Source organism: Micrococcoides hystricis (genome assembly GCF_042434215.1).
Taxonomy (GTDB): domain Bacteria; phylum Actinomycetota; class Actinomycetes; order Actinomycetales; family Micrococcaceae; genus Micrococcoides; species Micrococcoides hystricis.
In genome coordinates this window covers 339,227-358,458 of sequence record NZ_JBHLUB010000001.1, presented here as the reverse complement: position 1 = coordinate 358,458, position 19,232 = coordinate 339,227, and the positions used below count along the sequence as shown (strand labels likewise).

General features: G+C 63.3%; 17 protein-coding genes. All 17 read left to right on the top strand.

Features of this window, described 5'->3' with window-relative positions; genetic code table 11:
* Nucleotides 1–26: 26 nt before the first annotated feature.
* On the top strand, nt 27–659 hold the full coding sequence (rpsD, locus tag ACFFFR_RS01630) for a 30S ribosomal protein S4 (RefSeq protein WP_377457649.1): 633 nt from the start codon (nt 27–29) through the stop codon (nt 657–659).
* 149 nt (nt 660–808) lie between these two features.
* The gene (locus tag ACFFFR_RS01625) at nt 809–1,066 is read left to right on the top strand and encodes a hypothetical protein (RefSeq protein ID WP_377457647.1); all 258 of its coding nucleotides are present in this window, start codon (nt 809–811) and stop codon (nt 1,064–1,066) included.
* A 20-nt stretch (nt 1,067–1,086) separates the two neighbouring features.
* On the top strand, nt 1,087–3,765 hold the full coding sequence (gene alaS, locus ACFFFR_RS01620; RefSeq protein ID WP_377457645.1) for an alanine--tRNA ligase: 2,679 nt from the start codon (nt 1,087–1,089) through the stop codon (nt 3,763–3,765).
* Between the two features lie 32 nt (nt 3,766–3,797).
* Entirely contained in the window at nt 3,798–4,307 is a 510-nt protein-coding gene (gene ruvX / locus ACFFFR_RS01615; protein ID WP_377457644.1) for a Holliday junction resolvase RuvX, read from the top strand.
* A 3-nt stretch (nt 4,308–4,310) separates the two neighbouring features.
* On the top strand, nt 4,311–6,026 hold the full coding sequence (mltG, locus tag ACFFFR_RS01610; RefSeq protein WP_377457642.1) for an endolytic transglycosylase MltG: 1,716 nt from the start codon (nt 4,311–4,313) through the stop codon (nt 6,024–6,026).
* Nucleotides 6,016–6,903: a shikimate dehydrogenase family protein gene (locus tag ACFFFR_RS01605; protein ID WP_377457640.1), complete on the top strand. Its 888-nt coding sequence runs from the start codon at nt 6,016–6,018 to the stop codon at nt 6,901–6,903. Before mltG ends, ACFFFR_RS01605 begins: the two co-directional genes overlap by 11 nt.
* A gap of 23 nt (nt 6,904–6,926) precedes the next feature.
* Entirely contained in the window at nt 6,927–8,168 is a 1,242-nt protein-coding gene (aroC, locus tag ACFFFR_RS01600; RefSeq protein ID WP_377457869.1) for a chorismate synthase, read from the top strand.
* Nucleotides 8,161–8,748: a shikimate kinase gene (locus ACFFFR_RS01595; RefSeq protein WP_377457638.1), complete on the top strand. Its 588-nt coding sequence runs from the start codon at nt 8,161–8,163 to the stop codon at nt 8,746–8,748. Before aroC ends, ACFFFR_RS01595 begins: the two co-directional genes overlap by 8 nt.
* 78 nt (nt 8,749–8,826) lie before the next feature.
* Nucleotides 8,827–9,927, top strand: a complete 1,101-nt coding sequence (gene aroB, locus ACFFFR_RS01590) for a 3-dehydroquinate synthase (protein WP_377457636.1) — start codon at nt 8,827–8,829, stop codon at nt 9,925–9,927.
* A gap of 120 nt (nt 9,928–10,047) precedes the next feature.
* Nucleotides 10,048–10,611, top strand: coding sequence for an elongation factor P (efp, locus tag ACFFFR_RS01585; protein ID WP_377457634.1), 564 nt, complete (start codon nt 10,048–10,050; stop codon nt 10,609–10,611).
* Nucleotides 10,608–11,018 carry a transcription antitermination factor NusB gene (gene nusB / locus ACFFFR_RS01580; RefSeq protein WP_377457632.1) on the top strand — a complete coding sequence of 137 codons (411 nt, stop codon included), beginning with the start codon at nt 10,608–10,610 and terminating at the stop codon, nt 11,016–11,018. Before efp ends, nusB begins: the two co-directional genes overlap by 4 nt.
* 221 nt (nt 11,019–11,239) lie before the next feature.
* Complete coding sequence (pyrR, locus tag ACFFFR_RS01575) at nt 11,240–11,848, top strand: bifunctional pyr operon transcriptional regulator/uracil phosphoribosyltransferase PyrR (RefSeq protein WP_377457867.1); 609 nt, start codon at nt 11,240–11,242, stop codon at nt 11,846–11,848.
* Between the two features lie 6 nt (nt 11,849–11,854).
* Complete coding sequence (locus ACFFFR_RS01570) at nt 11,855–12,856, top strand: aspartate carbamoyltransferase catalytic subunit (RefSeq protein ID WP_377457630.1); 1,002 nt, start codon at nt 11,855–11,857, stop codon at nt 12,854–12,856.
* Nucleotides 12,853–14,190, top strand: a complete 1,338-nt coding sequence (locus ACFFFR_RS01565) for a dihydroorotase (RefSeq protein ID WP_377457628.1) — start codon at nt 12,853–12,855, stop codon at nt 14,188–14,190. The genes ACFFFR_RS01570 and ACFFFR_RS01565 overlap by 4 nt, the downstream gene beginning before the upstream one ends.
* Before the next feature lie 15 nt (nt 14,191–14,205).
* The gene (locus ACFFFR_RS01560; protein WP_377457626.1) at nt 14,206–14,742 is read left to right on the top strand and encodes a PH-like domain-containing protein; all 537 of its coding nucleotides are present in this window, start codon (nt 14,206–14,208) and stop codon (nt 14,740–14,742) included.
* Nucleotides 14,739–15,899, top strand: coding sequence for a glutamine-hydrolyzing carbamoyl-phosphate synthase small subunit (gene carA / locus ACFFFR_RS01555; RefSeq protein ID WP_377457624.1), 1,161 nt, complete (start codon nt 14,739–14,741; stop codon nt 15,897–15,899). The genes ACFFFR_RS01560 and carA overlap by 4 nt, the downstream gene beginning before the upstream one ends.
* A 21-nt stretch (nt 15,900–15,920) precedes the next feature.
* Complete coding sequence (carB, locus tag ACFFFR_RS01550; RefSeq protein WP_377457622.1) at nt 15,921–19,217, top strand: carbamoyl-phosphate synthase large subunit; 3,297 nt, start codon at nt 15,921–15,923, stop codon at nt 19,215–19,217.
* The last annotated feature ends 15 nt before the right edge of the window (nt 19,218–19,232 follow it).

The following is a 19,232-nucleotide window of genomic DNA, read 5'->3' as shown; positions in this document are numbered from 1 at the left end:
CGCTTTACGAAAGGCAAAAAGCCCCTATGGCTAACAACCACGCTCAAGAATCGCGCCGCACTGTGCGCCTTTCTCGTGCACTCGGGATCGCTCTGACCCCAAAGGCCGAGAAGTACATGGAACGCCGTCCGTACGGTCCAGGCCAGCACGGCCGCGCCCGTCGTCGCACCGACTCTGACTACGCCGTGCGTCTGCGCGAGAAGCAGCGTCTGCGCGCTCAGTACGGTATCCGTGAAGCCCAGATGGCTCGCGTGTTCGAAGAAGCAAAGCGCACCGAAGGTTTGACCGGTGAAAACTTGGTCGAGCTGCTGGAAATGCGTCTGGACGCCCTGGTTCTGCGTGCCGGCTTCGCCCGCACCATCGCCCAGGCCCGCCAGCTGGTGGTCCACCGCCACATCATGGTCAACGGTAAGCGTGTTGACCGCCCATCCTTCCGTGTGAAGGAAGGCCAGATGATCCACGTGCACGAGCGCAGCGAAAAGATGGAACCATTCCAGGTTGCCGCTGCCGGTGCACACCGCGATGTACTGCCAGCCGTGCCACCATACCTGAACGTTGAACTGGAAAAACTGCAGGCTACCTTGGTCCGCCGACCAAAGCGTGCTGAAATCCCAGTCACCTGTGAAGAAAACCTGGTGGTTGAGTACTACGCTCGCTAAGCGGTAATTCTCCGCTCCAAATGCGAGCACCGTGTGGCCTGCCGGCAGTCGTCGGTGGGCCACACGTGGTTAACGGTGTCAGATCCACTATTTGGGCTAAACCTGCGTAAACTAATTTGTTGAAGTAAGACTGCAAGGAGTAGACCGTCATGATCAAACGACTGCTGTGGGTCGGTATCGGCGCCACCGCCGGCTGGCTGGGCAACCAGAAGTACCAGGAAACTAAGACTCACGTGCAGCGTCGGATCGCCGACAAAGGTCTCGCGTTCTCCATCGACGTCGCCAAACAGTCCGCCGGATTTGTCTTTCACAACCTCAAGGCACTGATCGTGGAGAAGAAAACCGACCAGGGCACCAACCCAGGAGCCAACCCAGGTGCCCACCACACTCCCAACCAGAGCCACTAACTAGGATTTTTGCAACCACTATGAAATCTCAGCAGATCGCTGAACGCTGGAACCAGTTCTTCGCCAAGCACGAGCACACCATCGTCCCCTCGGCATCCCTGGTTTCCCCCGATCCTTCGTTGTTGTTCACCATCGCGGGCATGGTCCCGTTCATCCCATACCTCACCGGTGTGGAAACCCCGCCGTACAAGCGCGCCGCCTCGGTACAGAAGTGCATCCGCACCGCCGACATCGAAGAAGTCGGCAAGACCGCCCGGCACGGCACCTTCTTCCAGATGGCCGGCAACTTCTCCTTCGGGGACTACTTCAAAGACGGCGCCATCAAGATGGCGTGGGAACTGCTGACCACCCCGACCGCCGAGGGCGGCTACGGGCTGGAGGCAGATAAGCTCTGGGTCACCGTCTACGAAGACGACGATGAAGCGTTCAACATCTGGCACGAACAAATCGGACTGCCCACCGAGCGCATTCAGCGCATGGGCAAAGCCGATAACTACTGGAACACCGGCCAGCCCGGCCCGGGTGGACCGTGCTCGGAGATCTACTACGACCGTGGTCCGGCCTACGGCCAAGAAGGCGGCCCCGTCGTCGACGATTCCCGCTACATGGAGATCTGGAACCTCGTCTTCATGCAGTACCAGCTTTCCGAAGTTCGCTCCAAAGAGGACTTCGACGTCGCCGGGGAACTGCAGAACAAGAACATTGATACCGGCCTCGGGTTGGAACGGTTGGCCATGCTGCTGCAGGGCGTGGACAACATGTACGAGACCGACCAGGTCCGTCCGGTGCTGGATAAGGCCGTTGAGCTCTCCGGCAAAACCTATGGCGCGACCGAGGACCCGAACGACCCGCGGCACACCGACGACGTGCGGTTCCGCGTGGTGGCTGACCACGTGCGGTCGGCCCTGATGCTGATCGCCGATGGGGTCACCCCGTCGAATGAGGGCGCCGGCTATGTGCTGCGCCGGCTGATCCGCCGCGCCGTGCGCGCAATGCGCCTGCTGGGTGTGACCGAACCGGTGTTGCCGGAACTGTTGCCGGTCTCCCGGGACGCCATGAAGGGTGTCTACCCGGAGGTAGAGACCGATTTTGCCCGGATCTCCAAGATCGCCTACGCCGAAGAACGCGCTTTCTTGCGCACCATCGCTGCGGGCACCACTCGCCTAGAAGGAGCGGTGGCCGCTGCCAAGAAGTCCGGCAGCCAGCTTTCCGGCGCCGACGCCTTCGCGCTCCACGACACCTACGGGTTCCCGATCGATCTGACCCTCGAGATGGCCGAAGAGGCCGGCGTGAAGGTCGACGAACAGGCGTTCCGCTCCCTGATGAAGGAGCAGCGTGACCGTGCCCGCGCCGACGCCAAGGGGAAGAAGGCCGGCCACGTGGACGCTTCCGTGTACGCGCCGTTGCACGAGCACGACACCATTTTCACCGGGTACACCGAGCACACCACCGAATCCAATGTGGCCGGCATTATCTCCGCCGGCCAGCTGGTGGACCGTGCCGAGGCCGGCACCGAGATCGAGATCGTCCTGCCGCAGACCCCGTTCTATGCCGAGGCTGGCGGTCAGGCAGCTGACACCGGGCTGATCACCGGTGACGGTTTTGTGCTTGAGGTTCAGGACGTCCAATCCCCGCTGAAAGGGCTGACGGTACACCGGGCCACCGTGAAGGAGGGCGAGGTGTACACCGGCGCCGCCGCGGTGGCCGCGATCGATATTCAGCGCCGACTGGATGCAGAGAAGGCACACACCGGTACGCACTTGGTGCATGCCGCCCTGCACCAAGTTTTTGGCCCGCAGGCATCCCAGGCTGGTTCCTTCAACAAGGAAGGCTACCTGCGCTTTGACTACCGCTGGGGCGAGCAGCCCTCTGCGGCGGCCCGCCAAGAGCTAGAAGAGATCGTCAATCTGTCGATCCGCGACAACCACGTGGTCCGCACCTCCACCATGTCCCTGGATGAGGCCCGCGCCCTCGGCGCCATGGCGATGTTCGGGGAGAAGTACTCCGATGTGGTGCGTGTGGTGGAGATCAATGGCCCGTGGTCCCGCGAACTCTGTGGTGGTACCCACGTTGGTTCCACGGCGCAGATCGGGTCCTTGGCTTTGTTGGGGGAGCAGTCCGTGGGTTCCGGCAACCGCCGCATCGAGGCGCTGGTTGGCTTGGACGCTTTCAACCATTTGGCGGCCGAACGGACCCTCGTCTCCGAGCTATCCGAACTGCTGAAGGTTCCTTCCGACAAGGTGGTCGACCGCGTGGCGGCCACGCTGGAGAAGCTCAAGCAGGCCGAACGGCAGTTGGATAAGCTCAAGGCCGCCCAATTGCAGGCGCAGGCAGGCACCTTGGTGCAAAACGCCAAGCAGCTGGGTCAGTTCCGGGTACTCAGCCATAACGCCGCCGAGATTGGCGGTGCCGATGAGCTGCGCACGCTGGCCTTGGATCTACGTGAACGCTTGGGTTCAGAACCGGCTGTGGTCGCGCTGACCGGTGTCGCTAAGAATCGCCCACTGGTTTTGGTGGCCACCAACGATGCCGCTCGTGCCGCCGGGGCTAAGGCCGGTGCCTTGGTCAAGACCGCAACCTCCGTGTTGGGTGGTGGCGGCGGTGGCCGCGACGACGTCGCCCAAGGTGGCGGCCAGAACGCCGAGCAGATTCCTGCCGCCTTGGCCGCCATCGAACAAGCCGTGACCGAGCTGGCCTAGGCCCGCGCCCCCTATAGGAATACTGAAGTAGCGTGAGCGTGGACGAACAAGGTGTAGCAACCGGGATCTGCTACGGCGTGGACGTCGGAGCAGCCCGCGTGGGCGTGGCCCGCAGCGTGTCAACATTGCTGCCGGCCATGCCTGTTGCAACCCTGACTCGGGATCCGGAGGGCAACACCGATATTCATCAGTTGGTTCAGCTGATGGATGAAGAAACGGTGCACACCGTCTTCGTCGGATTGCCGTTGAATCTGCGCGGGGCGGATACGCCATCCACCCAGGCCGCACGGGATTGGGCGGGCTTGCTGGCAAAAACGTTAGCCGCAACCGGTTCCGCCACGCTGGTGCGCTTGGTTGATGAACGCCTCTCCACCGTGGGTGCCTCGCAAAAGCTTCAGCAGGCGGGCCGATCAGCTAAGAAACAACGTGCGGTGATCGATCAGCAGGCAGCGATCGAAATTCTGCAGCAAGCACTTCATATGCAAGAATCTTTGCAGCGCGCCGTTGGCGAACTCGTCGATGGCAGAACCGAAGGACACTAATCTGTGACTAGAGAGACACCACCCCCGGGCGAAGGGCAGAGCTCGGACCAGCCGCTGACACGGCGTGCCTTGCGCAGGGCTCGTCAGCAACAGTCTCAGTCCAGCTCCGAATTCTCCGGTACCGGGTACCGCCATTCCGGCGCCTCCTCATCCGGCGCGGTTCCACCACCGGTCCCCGCCGTGACCGAGTCTGACTCCGATGTCCCGTTTGACCAGGAAAATCCGCAACCGCGCAGCCGTCGCGAAGCCCGTTTGATGGAGGAGCGTCGGCGCGAACGCGGCAGCCTCTTCGATCAGGAACAGATTGAGCGCGAGCACAAGCGTGCCGACGATGAACGCCGTGCTGCCGAGGCTAAGGCCCGTGCAGAAGCGGCGGCACGCGCCGCTGAAGAACAACGTCGGGCGCACCGGGAAAAAGACCGGATCTTGCAGCACATCCGGGAGCAGAATGCTGCCTGGGCGATGCCGAAGGTCGAGACCGAAGAAGCCACCCCGCTGCCGGAAGAGCAGCTGGCGGAAACCGAGGCCTACCAAACCGAGGCCATCGAGATCATCGAGGCCAACAAGTCAGGTACCGTCGTTGATGAGCACCGGGATCTGCTCGGCTATCAGACCATTGAGCTCGCCGATACTCCCGCCGAGGAATTGCTGGCCAATCGTCGTCGGAAGAACCGCAAGAAGACCCTGGTGCTGCTCACCTCACTGGGCGTGTTCGCGTTAGCCATCGTGGTGGTGGCCATGTTCATCTCCAATGTGATGGGCGACGCCGCGCCGAAGGACTTCCCAGGCCCCGGTGGGGAACAGGTCGACTTCACGGTCCAGCAGGGTGAAGGCACTATTTCGATCGCCAATCGCCTGACCGAAGAAGGCGTGGTTGCCAGCACGCGAGCCTTCATGGACGCGCTGTCCACCAACACCTCTGATCGGGAGATTCAGCCCGGCGAGTACCAGATGCGTTCTGAGATGAAGGCTTCAGACGCGGTGGACCGCCTGCTTGAAGAGGCCGACAAGGTGCACTACATCGCCATCCGGCCTGGGCTGCGTGTCTCCGAGGTGTACAAGGAGATTTCTGAGTCCACCGGGTTGTCCGAGGACGACATCACCGCGGCGGCCAAGCCTGCCGACTTTGGGCTGCCCGCTGATGCTGAAACCTTGGAAGGCTACATTCGCCCCGGTGAGTACCGGGTACCGGTGGATGCCAAGCCAAAAGACATCCTCAAGGACATGACCGCCCCGACGTTCAAGGCATTGGAAGAACTGGGGGTGACGGACCCTGAGGAACAGTACCGCGCGTTGACGATCGCCTCCATTTTGGTCGGCGAAGCCAACCCGGAGGACTACCCGAAGGTCGCCGGCATCATCGAGAACCGGCTGAAGCCAAACAACCCGCAGACTAACGGTTACCTGCAGATCGATGCGACCGTGATCTACGGTCTGGATGTGCGCCGCCTGCAGTTCACGAACGAGGAGAAGGCCGACAAGTCCAACCCGTACAACTCGTACGCGCATAAGGGTCTGCCACCAGGTCCGATTGGGGCCCCATCGCAGAAAGCATTGGAAGCCGCCGCTAACCCGGAAGAGAATGACTTCTACTACTGGGTGACGACCAACATCGAGACCGGTGAGACCAAGTTCGCCAAGACCTACGCCGAGCACAACCGGTACAAGGCCGAATACGACGAGTACTGTAAGGACAACCCGGATATCTGTGGCAACTAACCTCAGCCCGCACCGAGCGGGGGTCATCGGGGATCCGATCGAGCATTCCAAGTCTCCGGATCTGCACCGGGCGGCCTATCAGGTGCTGGGCCTTGACTGCACCTACGCCCGCTATCAGGTGGCGACCGGCGAGGGGGTGGCGTTCTACCGCAGCTTCACCGCGGACCCGTCCGCCATCGGCTTGTCGGTCACGATGCCGCAGAAGGCCGAGTTCTTAGCTGAACTGGATCACCGCTCTTCCCGCGTGGAGCGGCTGGGTGCCCTGAACACGGTCTACCGTCGCACCGCCCCGGACGGAGCAACCGTCTGGTGCGCCGAAAACACCGATGTGGACGGCATTAGAAAAGCCTTGGCGCACGCTGCAGGCACCCTTGCTGCTGGCCCGTGGCTGATTCTTGGGGCCGGAAATACCGCTGCCGCCGCCATCGCCGCCGCAGCCGAGGCAGGAGCCACCGCCGTGAACTTTGTGGCCCGCAACCGGCAACGAGCCACCGGTTCCACCGAGCTGGCCTCCCGCTACGGATTAGCCAGCACGGTGTATGCCCCGGACGAGTTCACTCCCGAGCTAGCGCGTGGGCACGCCGCCGTCGTCTCAACGCTGCCGGCCGGTGCCGCCGATACCTGGCTGCAAAACTGGCCCAGAGGTGAGCTGCTGCTGCCACCCTTACTCGATGTGGCTTACGAACCGTGGCCGTCGGTGTTGGCCACCGGTTGGCAGGATCGTGGTGGGGCAGTGCTCTCCGGATTAGAGATGCTGTTGTATCAGGCGGTGGAACAAATCAAGCTTTTCGCCCCGAGTCACTGGGCGCAGGGCAAGAGCCAAGATGTTCTTGATGCCATGTGTGACGCCGTAAAACTTCCTCGACGAAAGGTTTAGCCGCCAGTTCTGGCAAGATAGACATTATGCGTTGGTTGACTGCTGGAGAATCCCACGGTGAGGCCCTGATTTCCGTTCTGGAAGGGTTACCGGCCGGGGTAGAACTTACCACCACAAATATCCAAGATGCCTTGGCGCGCCGTCGTCTTGGCTACGGTCGTGGTGCCCGAATGAAGTTCGAACAGGACAAGGTCCGGATCTTGGGTGGCTTCCGCCACGGGGTATCCATGGGCTCGCCGGTGGCCATCGAGGTGGCCAACACCGAATGGCCGAAGTGGGAACAGGTCATGTCCGCGGACCCGGTCGATCCAGAAACCCTCGCTGGTCTGGCCCGGAACAAGCCGCTGACCCGCCCAAGGCCAGGGCATGCCGACTACACCGGCATGCAGAAGTATGACTTTGACGAGGCCCGGCCCGTGTTGGAACGCGCCTCCGCCCGTGAGACGGCCGCCCGCGTCGCCCTCGGGGCCGTCGCCAGTGCTTTCTTGAACCAGCTGGGCATCACGCTGGTCTCCCACACCACCGCGGTGGGGACCGTGAGCGTGCCCGAGGATGCGCATCTGCCGCTGGCTTCCGATGTTGACGCGTTGGACGCGGACCCGCTGCGCTGCTTTCATGCCGAGACCTCTGCGGCGATGGTCGCCGAGGTGGATAAGGCACACAAGGAGGGCGAAACCCTCGGTGGCGTGGTCGAGGTTCTGGTCTACGGTCTGCCAGCCGGGCTGGGATCCTACGTGCACTGGGACCGTCGTCTTGACTCTAAGCTGGCCGGCGCCCTGATGGGCATCCAGGCGATCAAGGGCGTGGAAGTCGGCGACGGGTTTGCCACGGCCGCCCGACGCGGTTCTGCCGCCCATGACGAGATCTACCGGGATGAGCAGGGCCGGATCCGCCGTTCCTCGAACCGCTCCGGCGGCATCGAAGGCGGCATGTCCACCGGTGAGACCCTGCGCGTGCGCGCGGCCATGAAACCGATCGCCACCGTGCCTCGCGCCCTGGCCACGGTTGATACCACCAGCGGTGAAGCCACGACCGCCCACCACCAGCGCTCCGACGTGTGTGCCGTGCCGGCCGCCGGCGTGGTAGCCGAAGCCATGGTGGCGTTGGTCATCGCTGACCAGCTGACCGAGAAATTCGGTGGCGACAACATGACCGACCTCGCCGCCAACCTACGCAACTACCTGAACCGCCTCGCCTACGCCGAGTCGGACATGGGGCAGAATCACGAGAGCGCACCATGCATGATTGGACCAGAGAATGTCTGAATTTCCACCCGATCTGGGGGCGGACCTGAATACCCGTTCCATCCCAATCATTCGGGCCACCGAGCCGACCCCGCGCGGACAGGTCATCGTTTTGACCGGCCCCATGGGCGCCGGTAAGTCCACCATCGCCGCAGAACTTGCCCAGCGGCTCGGCTGGCAGCTCATCGACACCGATGAACTGATTGTCACCAGCCACGGGGAGATCCCGGAAATCTTCGTCGAACGCGGTGAGGACTACTTCCGCAACTTGGAGGCCGCCACCATCAACCGGGCACTAGATGGCGCCGCCAACGCGGTGATCAGTCTGGGCGGGGGAGCGGTGCTGGCCGAGGACACCCGCAAACGCATCGGGCAACTGGACACCGTCTTCCTCTCGGTCAACGAGGACATCGCCTTAGAGCGCATCGGCGGTGGCGCCAACCGGCCCGTCTTGGCGGGGAACCCCCAAGAGAATTGGCGCCGCATCTTCCAACAGCGCCTACCGCTGTACCGGCAAACCTCAACCCTGGAGATCGACACCTCGGATAAGGACGTAGCAGCCGTCACCGAGGAGATCATCCAGCATTTCCAGCTGGCCTGAGCCCCGACTCGGTGCCGCCACCGGCCACCTACCGCATACCCGCCTACCTGTACCCGTTCGCAAGGAGCATCTACACCCATGTCAGCCAACACCACCGTCATTGAGGTCACCGGCGAGCGTCCGGAGGAAAACTACGATGTGCTGGTGGGCACCAACCTGTTGGGGGAACTGACCGGGATGCTCGGCACGGGGGTCAGCCGCGTGCTGGTCATTCACCCGCGTGCGTTGCGCTCCACCGGGGATGTTGTCCGCGCCGACCTGGAGGCCAATGGCTTCACCGCGGTGGCGGCGGAAATCCCCGATGCCGAAGAAGGCAAGCGCGTGGAAGTGGCCGCGTTTTGCTGGCAGGTGATGGGACAAAACGACTTCACCCGCTCGGACGCCATCGTGGCGGTCGGCGGCGGAGCCGTCACCGACTTGGCAGGATTCGTGGCCGCCACCTGGTTGCGTGGCGTCAAGGTCGTGCATATTCCGACCACCCTGTTGGGCATGGTGGATGCCGCCGTCGGCGGTAAAACCGGCATCAACACGGCCGAGGGCAAAAACCTCGTCGGCGCCTTCCACCCACCGGCGGGTGTGATCGCTGACCTCTACACCCTCAAGACCCTGCCTAAGAACGAGCTCGTGGCCGGGATGGCCGAGGCCGTCAAGTGCGGCTTCATCGCCGACCCGGTGATCTTGGATCTCATCGAGCAGGACCCCGAGGCCGCCACCGATCCGGATTCGCCGGTACTGCGGGAAATCGTCGAACGCACCATCCAGGTCAAGGCGGACATCGTCTCCAACGACTTGAAAGAATCCGGCGCCCGGCATTTCTTGAACTACGGTCATACCTTGGCGCACGCCATCGAACTAGCTGAACGCTACCAGTGGCGACACGGCGCCGCAGTGTCCGTCGGACTGGTTTACGCGGCGGAGCTGGCCCGCTCGATGGGCAAGATTGATGACGCATTGGCGGACCGGCATCGCAGCATCCTCGAGTTGTTGGGGCTACCCACCCAGTACCGCGGGGATCGCTGGCAGACCCTGCTGGAAGGCATCCGCCGGGACAAGAAAAACCGGGGCGATCAGCTGCGTTTCATCATCCTCGAAGGTTTGGCGAAACCAGCCGTGCTGACCGTACCGGATACCGGCATCCTGTTTGCTGCCTACCAGGAGATCGCGGCCGAGGAGGCCTAAGGGCGGCCAGCACAACCGAACAAATCTGACGCGCAGGCGAAATGTGCGTAAAATAGGTGCGGGCGTTCGATCAAAGCAATTCTGCCGCCCGCTACACGTAGACGATAAGAAGGATCATTAGTGGCGACCACAAACGATATTCGCAACGGTACCGTGCTGGTACTTGACGGCCAGCTCTGGCAGGTCATCGAATTCCTGCACGTCAAGCCAGGTAAGGGCGGCGCGTTTGTCCGCACCAAGATCCGCAACGTGCTCACCGGCAAGACCGTGGACCGTACTTTCAACGCCGGCACCAAGATCGATACCGCCACCGTGGACCGCGGGGACTACCAGTACCTGTACCAGGACGGCGACGACTACGTGTTCATGGACACCTCCACCTACGATCAGATCACCGTACCGGCCGAAACCGTGGGCGATGCCTCCAAGTTCATGCTGGAAAACCTTGATGTGATCGTCGCTATGCACGAGGGCACCCCGCTCTACATCGAGCTGCCCGCCTCGGTGGAACTGGAAGTGACCTACACCGAACCGGGTCTGCAGGGCGATCGGTCCTCCGGCGGCACCAAACCAGCCACCGTGGAAACCGGCCACCAGATTCAGGTCCCACTGTTCTTGGAGCAGGGCACCAAGGTCAAAGTTGATACCCGCACCGGTGAGTACCTAGGACGCGTCACCGAGTGAGCTCCCGCCGAAAAATCCGCTTCGATGCCGTAGAGATCGTCTTCGAGGCGGCCCAACGCAAACGCAAACCCGTGGACGTGGCACAGACCCGCGAGGACGTGGCCGGCAAACCCTTGGCCAGCTACACCAAGAAGATCGTCCGCGGTGTGCAGGAACACGAAACGGACATCGACGAGGTCATCGCCACCCACGCGCGCGGTTGGACCTTGGACCGGATGCCCGCCATGGACCTAGCCATCCTGCGGGTGGCCGTGTGGGAGATCCTGTACGAAACCAAATTGGATGATCCGATCGCGATCTCCGAGGCGACCAAAATCGCAGCAGAGTACTCCACCGATGACTCGCCCAGCTTTGTCAACGGCCTGCTCGACCGCATCGCCAAGGTCAAGGACCTCTACGTTTCCTAGTTTTTTCAGCGACGGAAATTCCGCGTCGGCGCTATCGCATCCTGTTTTCGGATTCGATGGCGCCGATGTCGTTTAAGACCAGCTGGCTGTGACCGGAACGACAATGGTCCCGTCATGGTCAGAAGATGGCCCTGTGATAGTGTGAAACTCAGCTAGAAAAGCACTGTGCATCCTTTAAATTTCGTCCTGTGAGGCGGGGAAGGAGCGGGCCCATGAGCACCATGGAACCGAACAGTGGCCATGAAAACGCACCCGAGCACCGCACGGTCATGACCGCCGCGGACATCGATCGGGCACTGACGCGTATCAGCCACGAAATTGTTGAATCTAACCGCGGTACCGATGACCTCATTCTGTTAGGCATCCCGCGTCGTGGCTTTCCTTTAGCCCAACGCTTGGGCGCAAAAATCGCCGCCATCGCGGCCACCCCGGAATCCGCAGCATTCGACGCCGAGTCCATCGTCGGTCAGCTCGATGTGACCATGTACCGGGACGATCTGCGCCACTCCACCTCCCGCACCCCACAACCCACCCGGCTGCCGGTCAGTGGGATCGACAACAAAGTGGTGGTCCTGGTTGACGATGTGCTCTACTCCGGGCGCACCATCCGGGCCGCACTGGATGCGATCTCCGACTTCGGTCGCCCCGCCGCCGTCCGCCTGGCCGTCCTTGTCGACCGGGGCCACCGGCAACTACCGATTCGAGCGGACTTTGTGGGCAAAAACCTGCCCACAGCGGCCCGGGAGAAGGTGCGGGTCCTCTCCAGCGCCGTGGATGACGTGGCCACAGAACAAGAAGAAGTCCGCATCGAAAACCCGGCTGGAGCCTAGAGCGATATGCGCCACCTACTGTCGACCTTCGACTTGAACTACGACGACGCCATCAACATCCTAGATGTGGCCGAGGAGATGGCCGCCATCTCCGGCCGCGAAGTCAAAAAACTGCCGGCCCTGCGTGGCCGCACCGTGGTCAATCTCTTCTTTGAAGACTCCACCCGTACCCGCATCAGCTTCGAGGCCGCCGCCAAGAGACTTTCCGCCGACGTCATCAACTTCTCCGCCAAAGGATCCTCTGTATCCAAGGGCGAATCCCTGAAAGACACCGTCCAAACCCTAGAGGCCATCGGCGCAGACGCCATCGTGATGCGCCACTGGGCCACCGGCGCCGCCCAGCAGCTGGCCTCGGCCGGCTGGACCGACGCCACCATCATCAACGCCGGTGACGGCACCCACGAACACCCCACCCAGGCCCTGCTGGACTCATTCACCCTGCGCCGGCACCTCGCCGCCGTACGCGGTTCCGACTCCCGGGGTGCAGACCTGGCCGGGGTGAAAGTGCTCATCGTGGGGGACATCCTGCACTCCCGGGTGGCCCGCTCCAATCTGTGGCTGCTGAAGACCCTAGGCGCGGAGGTGTCCTTCGCCGGCCCACCAACCCTGCTGCCGGTGGGCTGTGAAGCGTGGCCGGCCACCATCTACTACGACCTGGATGAGGCGCTGGCCCAGCGCCCCGACGCCGTGATGATGCTGCGCGTGCAAGGTGAGCGCATGCATGACGCGTTCTTCCCCTCGGCCCACGAATACACCCGCAAGTGGGGGCTGACTCAGGAGCGCTACGACTTGCTGACCACCGAGGCGTACGCCAACACCATCATCATGCACCCGGGCCCGATGAACCGGGGACTGGAGATCTGCGCCGCAGCCGCAGACTCGGAAAAGAACGTTGTTTTGAAGCAAGTCGCCAACGGCGTCGCCACCCGGATGGCCGTGCTGTATCTAACTTTGACCGGCGAGAATCGACCCAGCGCTAGCACGCTGAATGAAGGAGTATCCACATGACCACCACCAAGTACTTCATCACCGGCGCGAACCTGCTGGGGGAGAAGCTCTCCGACATCACCATCGAAGACGGCACCATCACCGCCGTGACCGACGCGGCTGAGAACCCCACCGCCCCGGAGGGCTTCGAGCACATCGACGCCGCCGGGCTCATCGCCCTGCCCGGGCTGGTGGACCCGCACGTGCACCTGCGCGAACCGGGCCGCGAAGACGCCGAAACCGTGGAGACCGGTTCCCGGGCCGCAGCCTTGGGCGGCTTCACCGCCGTGCTGAACATGGCCAACTCCATGCCGGTGGCGGACACCGCCGGCGTCGTGGAGCAGGTGTACCAGCTGGGCCAAGACTCCGGTTGGACCTTCGTCCAACCCATCGGCGCGGTCACGGTCGGGCTGGCCGGGGAGCAGCTCTCCGAGATGGGCGCGATGGCAGATTCTCGCGCCAAGGTGCGGGTCTTCTCCGATGACGGCATCTGCGTGTGGGATCCGGCCATGATGCGCCGGGCCCTGGAGTACGTGAAGGCCTTCGACGGGGTCATCGCCCAGCACGCCCAAGAACCCCGGCTGACCGAGGACGCCCAGATGAACGAGGGCGACCTGTCGGTCAAGCTCGGCCTGCCCGGTTGGCCGGCGGTCGCCGAAGAGGCCATCATTGCCCGGGACGTGCTGCTGACCCAGCACACCAACTCCCGGCTGCACGTCTGCCACGTCTCCACTAAAGGTTCGGTGGAGATCATCCGCTGGGCCAAGTCCCAGGGCATCAACGTCACTGCCGAGGCCACCCCGCACCACCTGATGCTGACCGAGGAACTAGTGGAAACCTTTGACCCGGTCTACAAGGTCAACCCGCCGCTGCGCAGGGAAGAAGACGTCATGGCGCTGCGCGACGCCGTCGCCGACGGAACCATCGACGTGATCGGCACCGACCACGCCCCGCACACCGCAGAAACCAAGTGCTGCGAATGGCCGTACGCCGCCATGGGGATGACCGGGCTGGAGACCATGCTGCCGATCGTCAAGGCCGCGCTCATCGACACCGGCAAGATCAGCTGGGCCGACTTCGCCCGCATCGCCAGCTACACCCCGGCCAAGATCGGCAACCTCGAGCACATGTTCGGCCAGGAAATCGCGGCCGGCGCCAACGCCAACCTGATCCTGGTGGACCCGGAAGTCAGCTACACCGTGGTGCCGGAGGAACACGCCTCTAAGGGCCGCAACTCCCCGTACCGTGGCAAAGAGGTCACCGGCAAGGTGGCCTACACCTTCTACATGGGCCACCCCGTCGTCGCCGACGCCCAACTGAACACCCCCAACACGACCAGCCAAGCCCGGCACTAACAGGACGCACAGCACGTGGAATACGTACCGGCCATTCTGATCACGATTGGCATCATCGTCGTCATCATCGCAGCGATGCTGTGGGGATGGCGCGCCCAACAACGCCGCCACGCCAACACCCCGATACCACCACCGGTACCGGCCGGCACCGAGCTGGGCCAGGCCGCGCTGGCGGTGGAAGGCCAATACGTCTCCACGGCGTTCGCGCACGACCTGCTAACCCGGGTCAACGCGCACAGCCTCGGCAATAAATCTCTGGCGGTCCTGGAGGTTTATCCCGGCGGGCTCTGCTACCGCCGGGCCGGGGAGGATGACCTGTTCATCCCCGCTTCCGCCATCACCGAGGTCGGCTACGGCTCCGGTCAGAGCGGCAAATTCGTGGAAAAAGACGGCCTGATCATGGTCACCTGGACGCTCGGAAAACACGAAGGTGCGGAGCAGACCCACCTGGTGACCACCGGCTTTCGCGTCCGCTACGCAGAAGAGAAGAAACCACTTCGTCAGGCTCTGGAAGAGCTCATGGCCAGCACCCCCAAGGAGAAGAACGCGTGAACACGCAGAACACCAGCCGCCAGCACCGGCCGCAAGCCCTGTTGGTCCTTGCCGATGGCCGTACCTTTGCCGGCCGCGCCTTCGGCGCCAACACCACCAGCTTTGGTGAGGTCAACTTCAACACCGCCATGTCCGGCTACCAGGAAGCCCTGACCGACCCGGCCTCCGCTGGCACCATGATCACCCTGACCTTCCCGCACATTGGCAACACCGGGATGAACACCGAAGATGCCCAGTCCACTAAGGTCTGGGCCGCCGGTCTCATTGTGCGTGAGCTCTCCCGCCGCCCCTCGAACTGGCGCAGCGAAACTTCGCTGGAAGAAGACCTGGCTGCCCAGGGCATCACCGGCATCGAAGGTATTGACACCCGCGCCCTGACCCACCACATCCGGGACCACGGTGTGATGAACGCCGGCATCTTTGTGGGTGAAGACGCCGCCGCACCGGTGGCCGAGCTGACCCGCAAGGTCGCCGACACAACCGTGGACACCGACGCCTACCGCGCCTCAGCAGCCGGCGCCCAGGCCCGTACCCTGACCGCCACCGATCTAGGGCTGAACCCGGATGAGGTCAGCGGACCGGCCGTGAAGGTGGCCGTCTTGGACAACGGTGTGAAGAAGTCCGATCTGCTCTCGCTGGCCCGCCGCGGCGCGGAACTAACCGTGCTGAGCGCCGATGCGGGCTCGGCCGAGGTCACCGAAGCCGGGGTTGCCGGTGTCTTCGTCTCCGACGGACCGGGTACCCCGGAACAGCTGACCGAACGCGCTGAGACGGTCAAAGAGCTGATCGAGGCCGGCCTGCCCGTCTTCGGCGTCGGCCTAGGCCAGCTGATCATCGGTATGGCCGCCGGTGTACCAACCACCCGGTTGGCCGTGGGCCACCACGGGGCCAACCAGCCGGTGACCAATACCGCCACCGGCAAGGTGGAGATCACCGCCCAGTCGCACCAGTACGCACTGGACATTCCCGCCGGTACCAGCATCGACGGTGTCGCCGTCACGTACCGGTCCCTGAACGACGGGGTTGTGGAGGGGATCGAGCTGGCCGACAAGGCCGTGTTCGCCACCGCGTTCCACCCCGAAGGTGCCGGCCCGCTGGATGCCGCCAGCAACTTTGATCGCTTTGTAGAATTGTTGACCGCCCGCACGGGTAACTAAGAGTAGGAAGAGACTCACACAATGCCAAAACGTGCTGATCTGCGCTCCGTCATGGTGATCGGCTCTGGCCCGATCGTCATCGGCCAGGCCGCCGAATTCGACTACTCCGGAACCCAGGCACTGCGCGTGCTGAAAGAAGAGGGCATCCGGGTCATCCTCGTCAACTCCAACCCGGCCACCATCATGACCGACCCGGAGTTCGCCGACGCCACCTACGTGGAACCCATCACCGCAGACGTGGTGGAGAAAATCATCGCCAAAGAACGCCCGGACGCCCTGCTGCCGACCCTCGGCGGGCAGACCGCGCTGAACACCGCCATCGCGTTGGATAAGGCCGGGGTGCTGGCCAAATACGACGTTGAGCTGATCGGCGCGAACATTGACGCTATCGAACTGGGCGAAGACCGCGAGCTGTTCAAGGGCGTGGTGGAGCGCTGCGGCGCCGAATCCGCCCGCTCCGTCATCGTGCACTCCATGGACGAGGCCGTCAAGGCGGCCGAGGAGCTGGGCTACCCGCTAGTGGTCCGGCCATCCTTCACCATGGGTGGGCTGGGCTCCGGGATGGCCTACAACGAGGCCGATCTGCACCGCATCGCCGGCGCCGGCATCCAGTACAGCCCCACCTCCGAGGTCCTGTTGGAAGAATCCATCCTCGGTTGGAAAGAGTACGAGATGGAGATGATGCGCGATAAGAACGATAACGTCATCGTCATCTGCTCGATTGAGAACTTCGACCCGGTCGGCGTGCACACCGGTGACGCCATCACCATGGCACCGGCCGTGACCCTGACCGACGCCGAGTACCAGAAGATCCGGGATATCTCCATTAAGATCATCCGCGAAGTCGGTGTGGATACCGGTGGCTGTAACATTCAGTTCGCGATCGAGCCGGACACCGGCCGCGTCGTCGTCATCGAGATGAACCCGCGTGTCTCCCGTTCCTCCGCCCTGGCCTCCAAGGCCACCGGTTACCCGATCGCCAAGATCGCCACCAAGGTGGCCCTAGGCTACACCCTGGATGAGATCCCGAACGATCTGACCGGTGACACGCTGGCCGCCTTCGAGCCGGCTATCGACTACGTCGTGGTGAAGGTCCCACGGTTCGCGTTCGAGAAGTTCCCGGCTGCCGATCCGGAACTGACCACCACCATGAAGTCCGTCGGTGAAGCTATGGCACTGGGCCGGAACTTCCCCGAAGCCCTGCAGAAGGCCCTGCGCTCCCTGGAGCAGTCCGGTGCCGAACTGACCTTCGACGTACCCGACGAGGCCGAGGCCGCCCAGCTGCTCGAGCAGATGAAGACCGGCACCACCGAGCGGCTCAAGCAGGTCCAGCGCGCTCTGCTGGCCGGGGTGAGCCCGGAGCAGATTTTCGAGACCACCGGCATCGACCCGTGGTTCTCCGACCAACTGCAGCTGATCAACGAGGTAGCCCTCGAGGTCCGCGACGCCACCGAACTGGACGCAGAGTTGTTGCGCAAGGCTAAGCGCTTCGGGTTCTCCGACGCGCAGATCGGCGCGTTGCGGCACATGGACCCGGCCGTGGTGCGCGGGCTGCGCCACGCACTGGGGATCCGTCCGGTCTACAAGACCGTGGACACCTGTGCCGGCGAGTTTGAGGCCAAGGTTCCGTACCACTACTCCTCCTACGATGAAGAGGACGAAGTCCAGCAGCATCAGGGTGAGACGGTCATCATCTTGGGTTCGGGTCCGAACCGGATTGGCCAGGGCGTGGAGTTTGATTACTCCTGCGTGCACGCCTCCATGGTGCTGCGCGAAAAGGGCTACGACACCGTGATGGTGAACTGTAACCCGGAGACCGTCTCCACGGACTACGATGTTTCCTCCCGCCTGTACTTCGAGCCTCTGACCCTCGAGGATGTCCTGGAAGTTATTGCCGCCGAGGAACGCACCGGTGGCGTCAAGGGCGTCTTCGTCCAGCTCGGCGGCCAGACCCCGCTGAAGCTGGCCCAAGACTTGGCCGATGCCGGGGTCACCATCTTGGGTACCTCCCCGGAGGCCATCGACTTGGCCGAGCACCGCGGTGAATTCGCCCGCGTGCTGGATCGTGGCAACCTCATCGCCCCGAAGAACGGTACCGCCGTCTCCTTCGACCAAGCCAAGGCCGTGGCCGACGAGATCGGCTACCCGGTGCTGGTGCGCCCGTCCTACGTGCTCGGTGGCCGCGGCATGGAGATTGTGTACGACGAGCCATCCCTGGCCCGCTACATCGAGAACGCCACCGAGATCACCCCGGATCACCCGGTCTTGGTGGACCGCTTCTTGGAAGACGCCATTGAAATCGACGTGGACGCCCTGTTTGACGGTGAAGAACTGTACATGGGCGGCATCATGGAGCACATCGAAGAGGCCGGTATTCACTCCGGTGACTCCGCGTGTGTGCTGCCGCCGATCTCGCTGGGCAACGACACGCAGCAGCGCGTGGTGGCCGCCACCAAGGCGATCGCCGAGGGCGTGGGCGTGCGTGGCCTGATCAACATCCAGTTCGCGCTGGCCTCCGATGTGCTGTACGTGATCGAGGCGAACCCGCGTGCCTCCCGCACCGTCCCATTCGTCTCCAAGGCCACCGGCGTTCAGCTGGCCAAGGCCGCGGCCCTGATTGGTGTGGGTAAGACCATCGCCGACTTGCGCGCCGAGGGCATGTTGCCGGCCGGCCGCGACGGTGCCTCCCTGCCGCTGGGCACCCCGGTCTCCGTGAAGGAAGCCGTGTTGCCGTTCGCCCGGTTCCGCACCCCGGAAGGACGCGTGGTTGACGCGCTGCTAGGCCCGGAGATGCGGTCCACCGGTGAGGTCATGGGCATCGACAAGTACTACGACACCGCTTTCGCCAAGTCGCAGGCGGCCGCGAACAACCCGTTGCCCAAGGACGGTCGGGTCTTCGTCTCCGTGGCCAACCGGGACAAGCGCTCGGCCATCATGCCGGTCAAGCACTTGGCCGATCTGGGCTTCAAGATCGTCTCCACCGGCGGTACCGCCGATGTGCTGGCCCGCAACGGGATCCAGTGCGAGGTCGTGGAGAAGATCGCCGACGCCACCGATCCGGACGGTACCGGCACCATCCTGGAGCAGATCCACGGCGGCAGCATCGACCTGATCCTGAACACACCATCCGGCGGATCCGCGCGCGGGGATGGCTACGAGATTCGAGCCGCAGCCACCTCGGTGGGCGTGCCGATGATCACCACCGTCGCCGAGTTCTCCGCAGCCGTACAGGCCATCGAGGCGTTGCGCCAATACGAGTGGAACATCACCTCACTGCAAGAACACGCGAAGACGGTAGCCGCCGCGGCAGGGAAGTAACCTTCTGCTGGCTAC

Excerpts from the sequence above, each read along its gene's own strand:
- rpsD (WP_377457649.1), top strand. The coding sequence starts at position 27 with ATGGCTAACAACCACGCTCAAGAATCGCGCCGCACTGTGCGCCTTTCT.
- ACFFFR_RS01625 (WP_377457647.1), top strand. The coding sequence starts at position 809 with ATGATCAAACGACTGCTGTGGGTCGGTATCGGCGCCACCGCCGGCTGG.
- alaS (WP_377457645.1), top strand. The coding sequence starts at position 1,087 with ATGAAATCTCAGCAGATCGCTGAACGCTGGAACCAGTTCTTCGCCAAG.
- ACFFFR_RS01595 (WP_377457638.1), top strand. The coding sequence starts at position 8,161 with ATGTCTGAATTTCCACCCGATCTGGGGGCGGACCTGAATACCCGTTCC.
- aroB (WP_377457636.1), top strand. The coding sequence starts at position 8,827 with ATGTCAGCCAACACCACCGTCATTGAGGTCACCGGCGAGCGTCCGGAG.
- pyrR (WP_377457867.1), top strand. The coding sequence starts at position 11,240 with ATGGAACCGAACAGTGGCCATGAAAACGCACCCGAGCACCGCACGGTC.
- ACFFFR_RS01570 (WP_377457630.1), top strand. The coding sequence starts at position 11,855 with ATGCGCCACCTACTGTCGACCTTCGACTTGAACTACGACGACGCCATC.
- ACFFFR_RS01565 (WP_377457628.1), top strand. The coding sequence starts at position 12,853 with ATGACCACCACCAAGTACTTCATCACCGGCGCGAACCTGCTGGGGGAG.
- carB (WP_377457622.1), top strand. The coding sequence starts at position 15,921 with ATGCCAAAACGTGCTGATCTGCGCTCCGTCATGGTGATCGGCTCTGGC.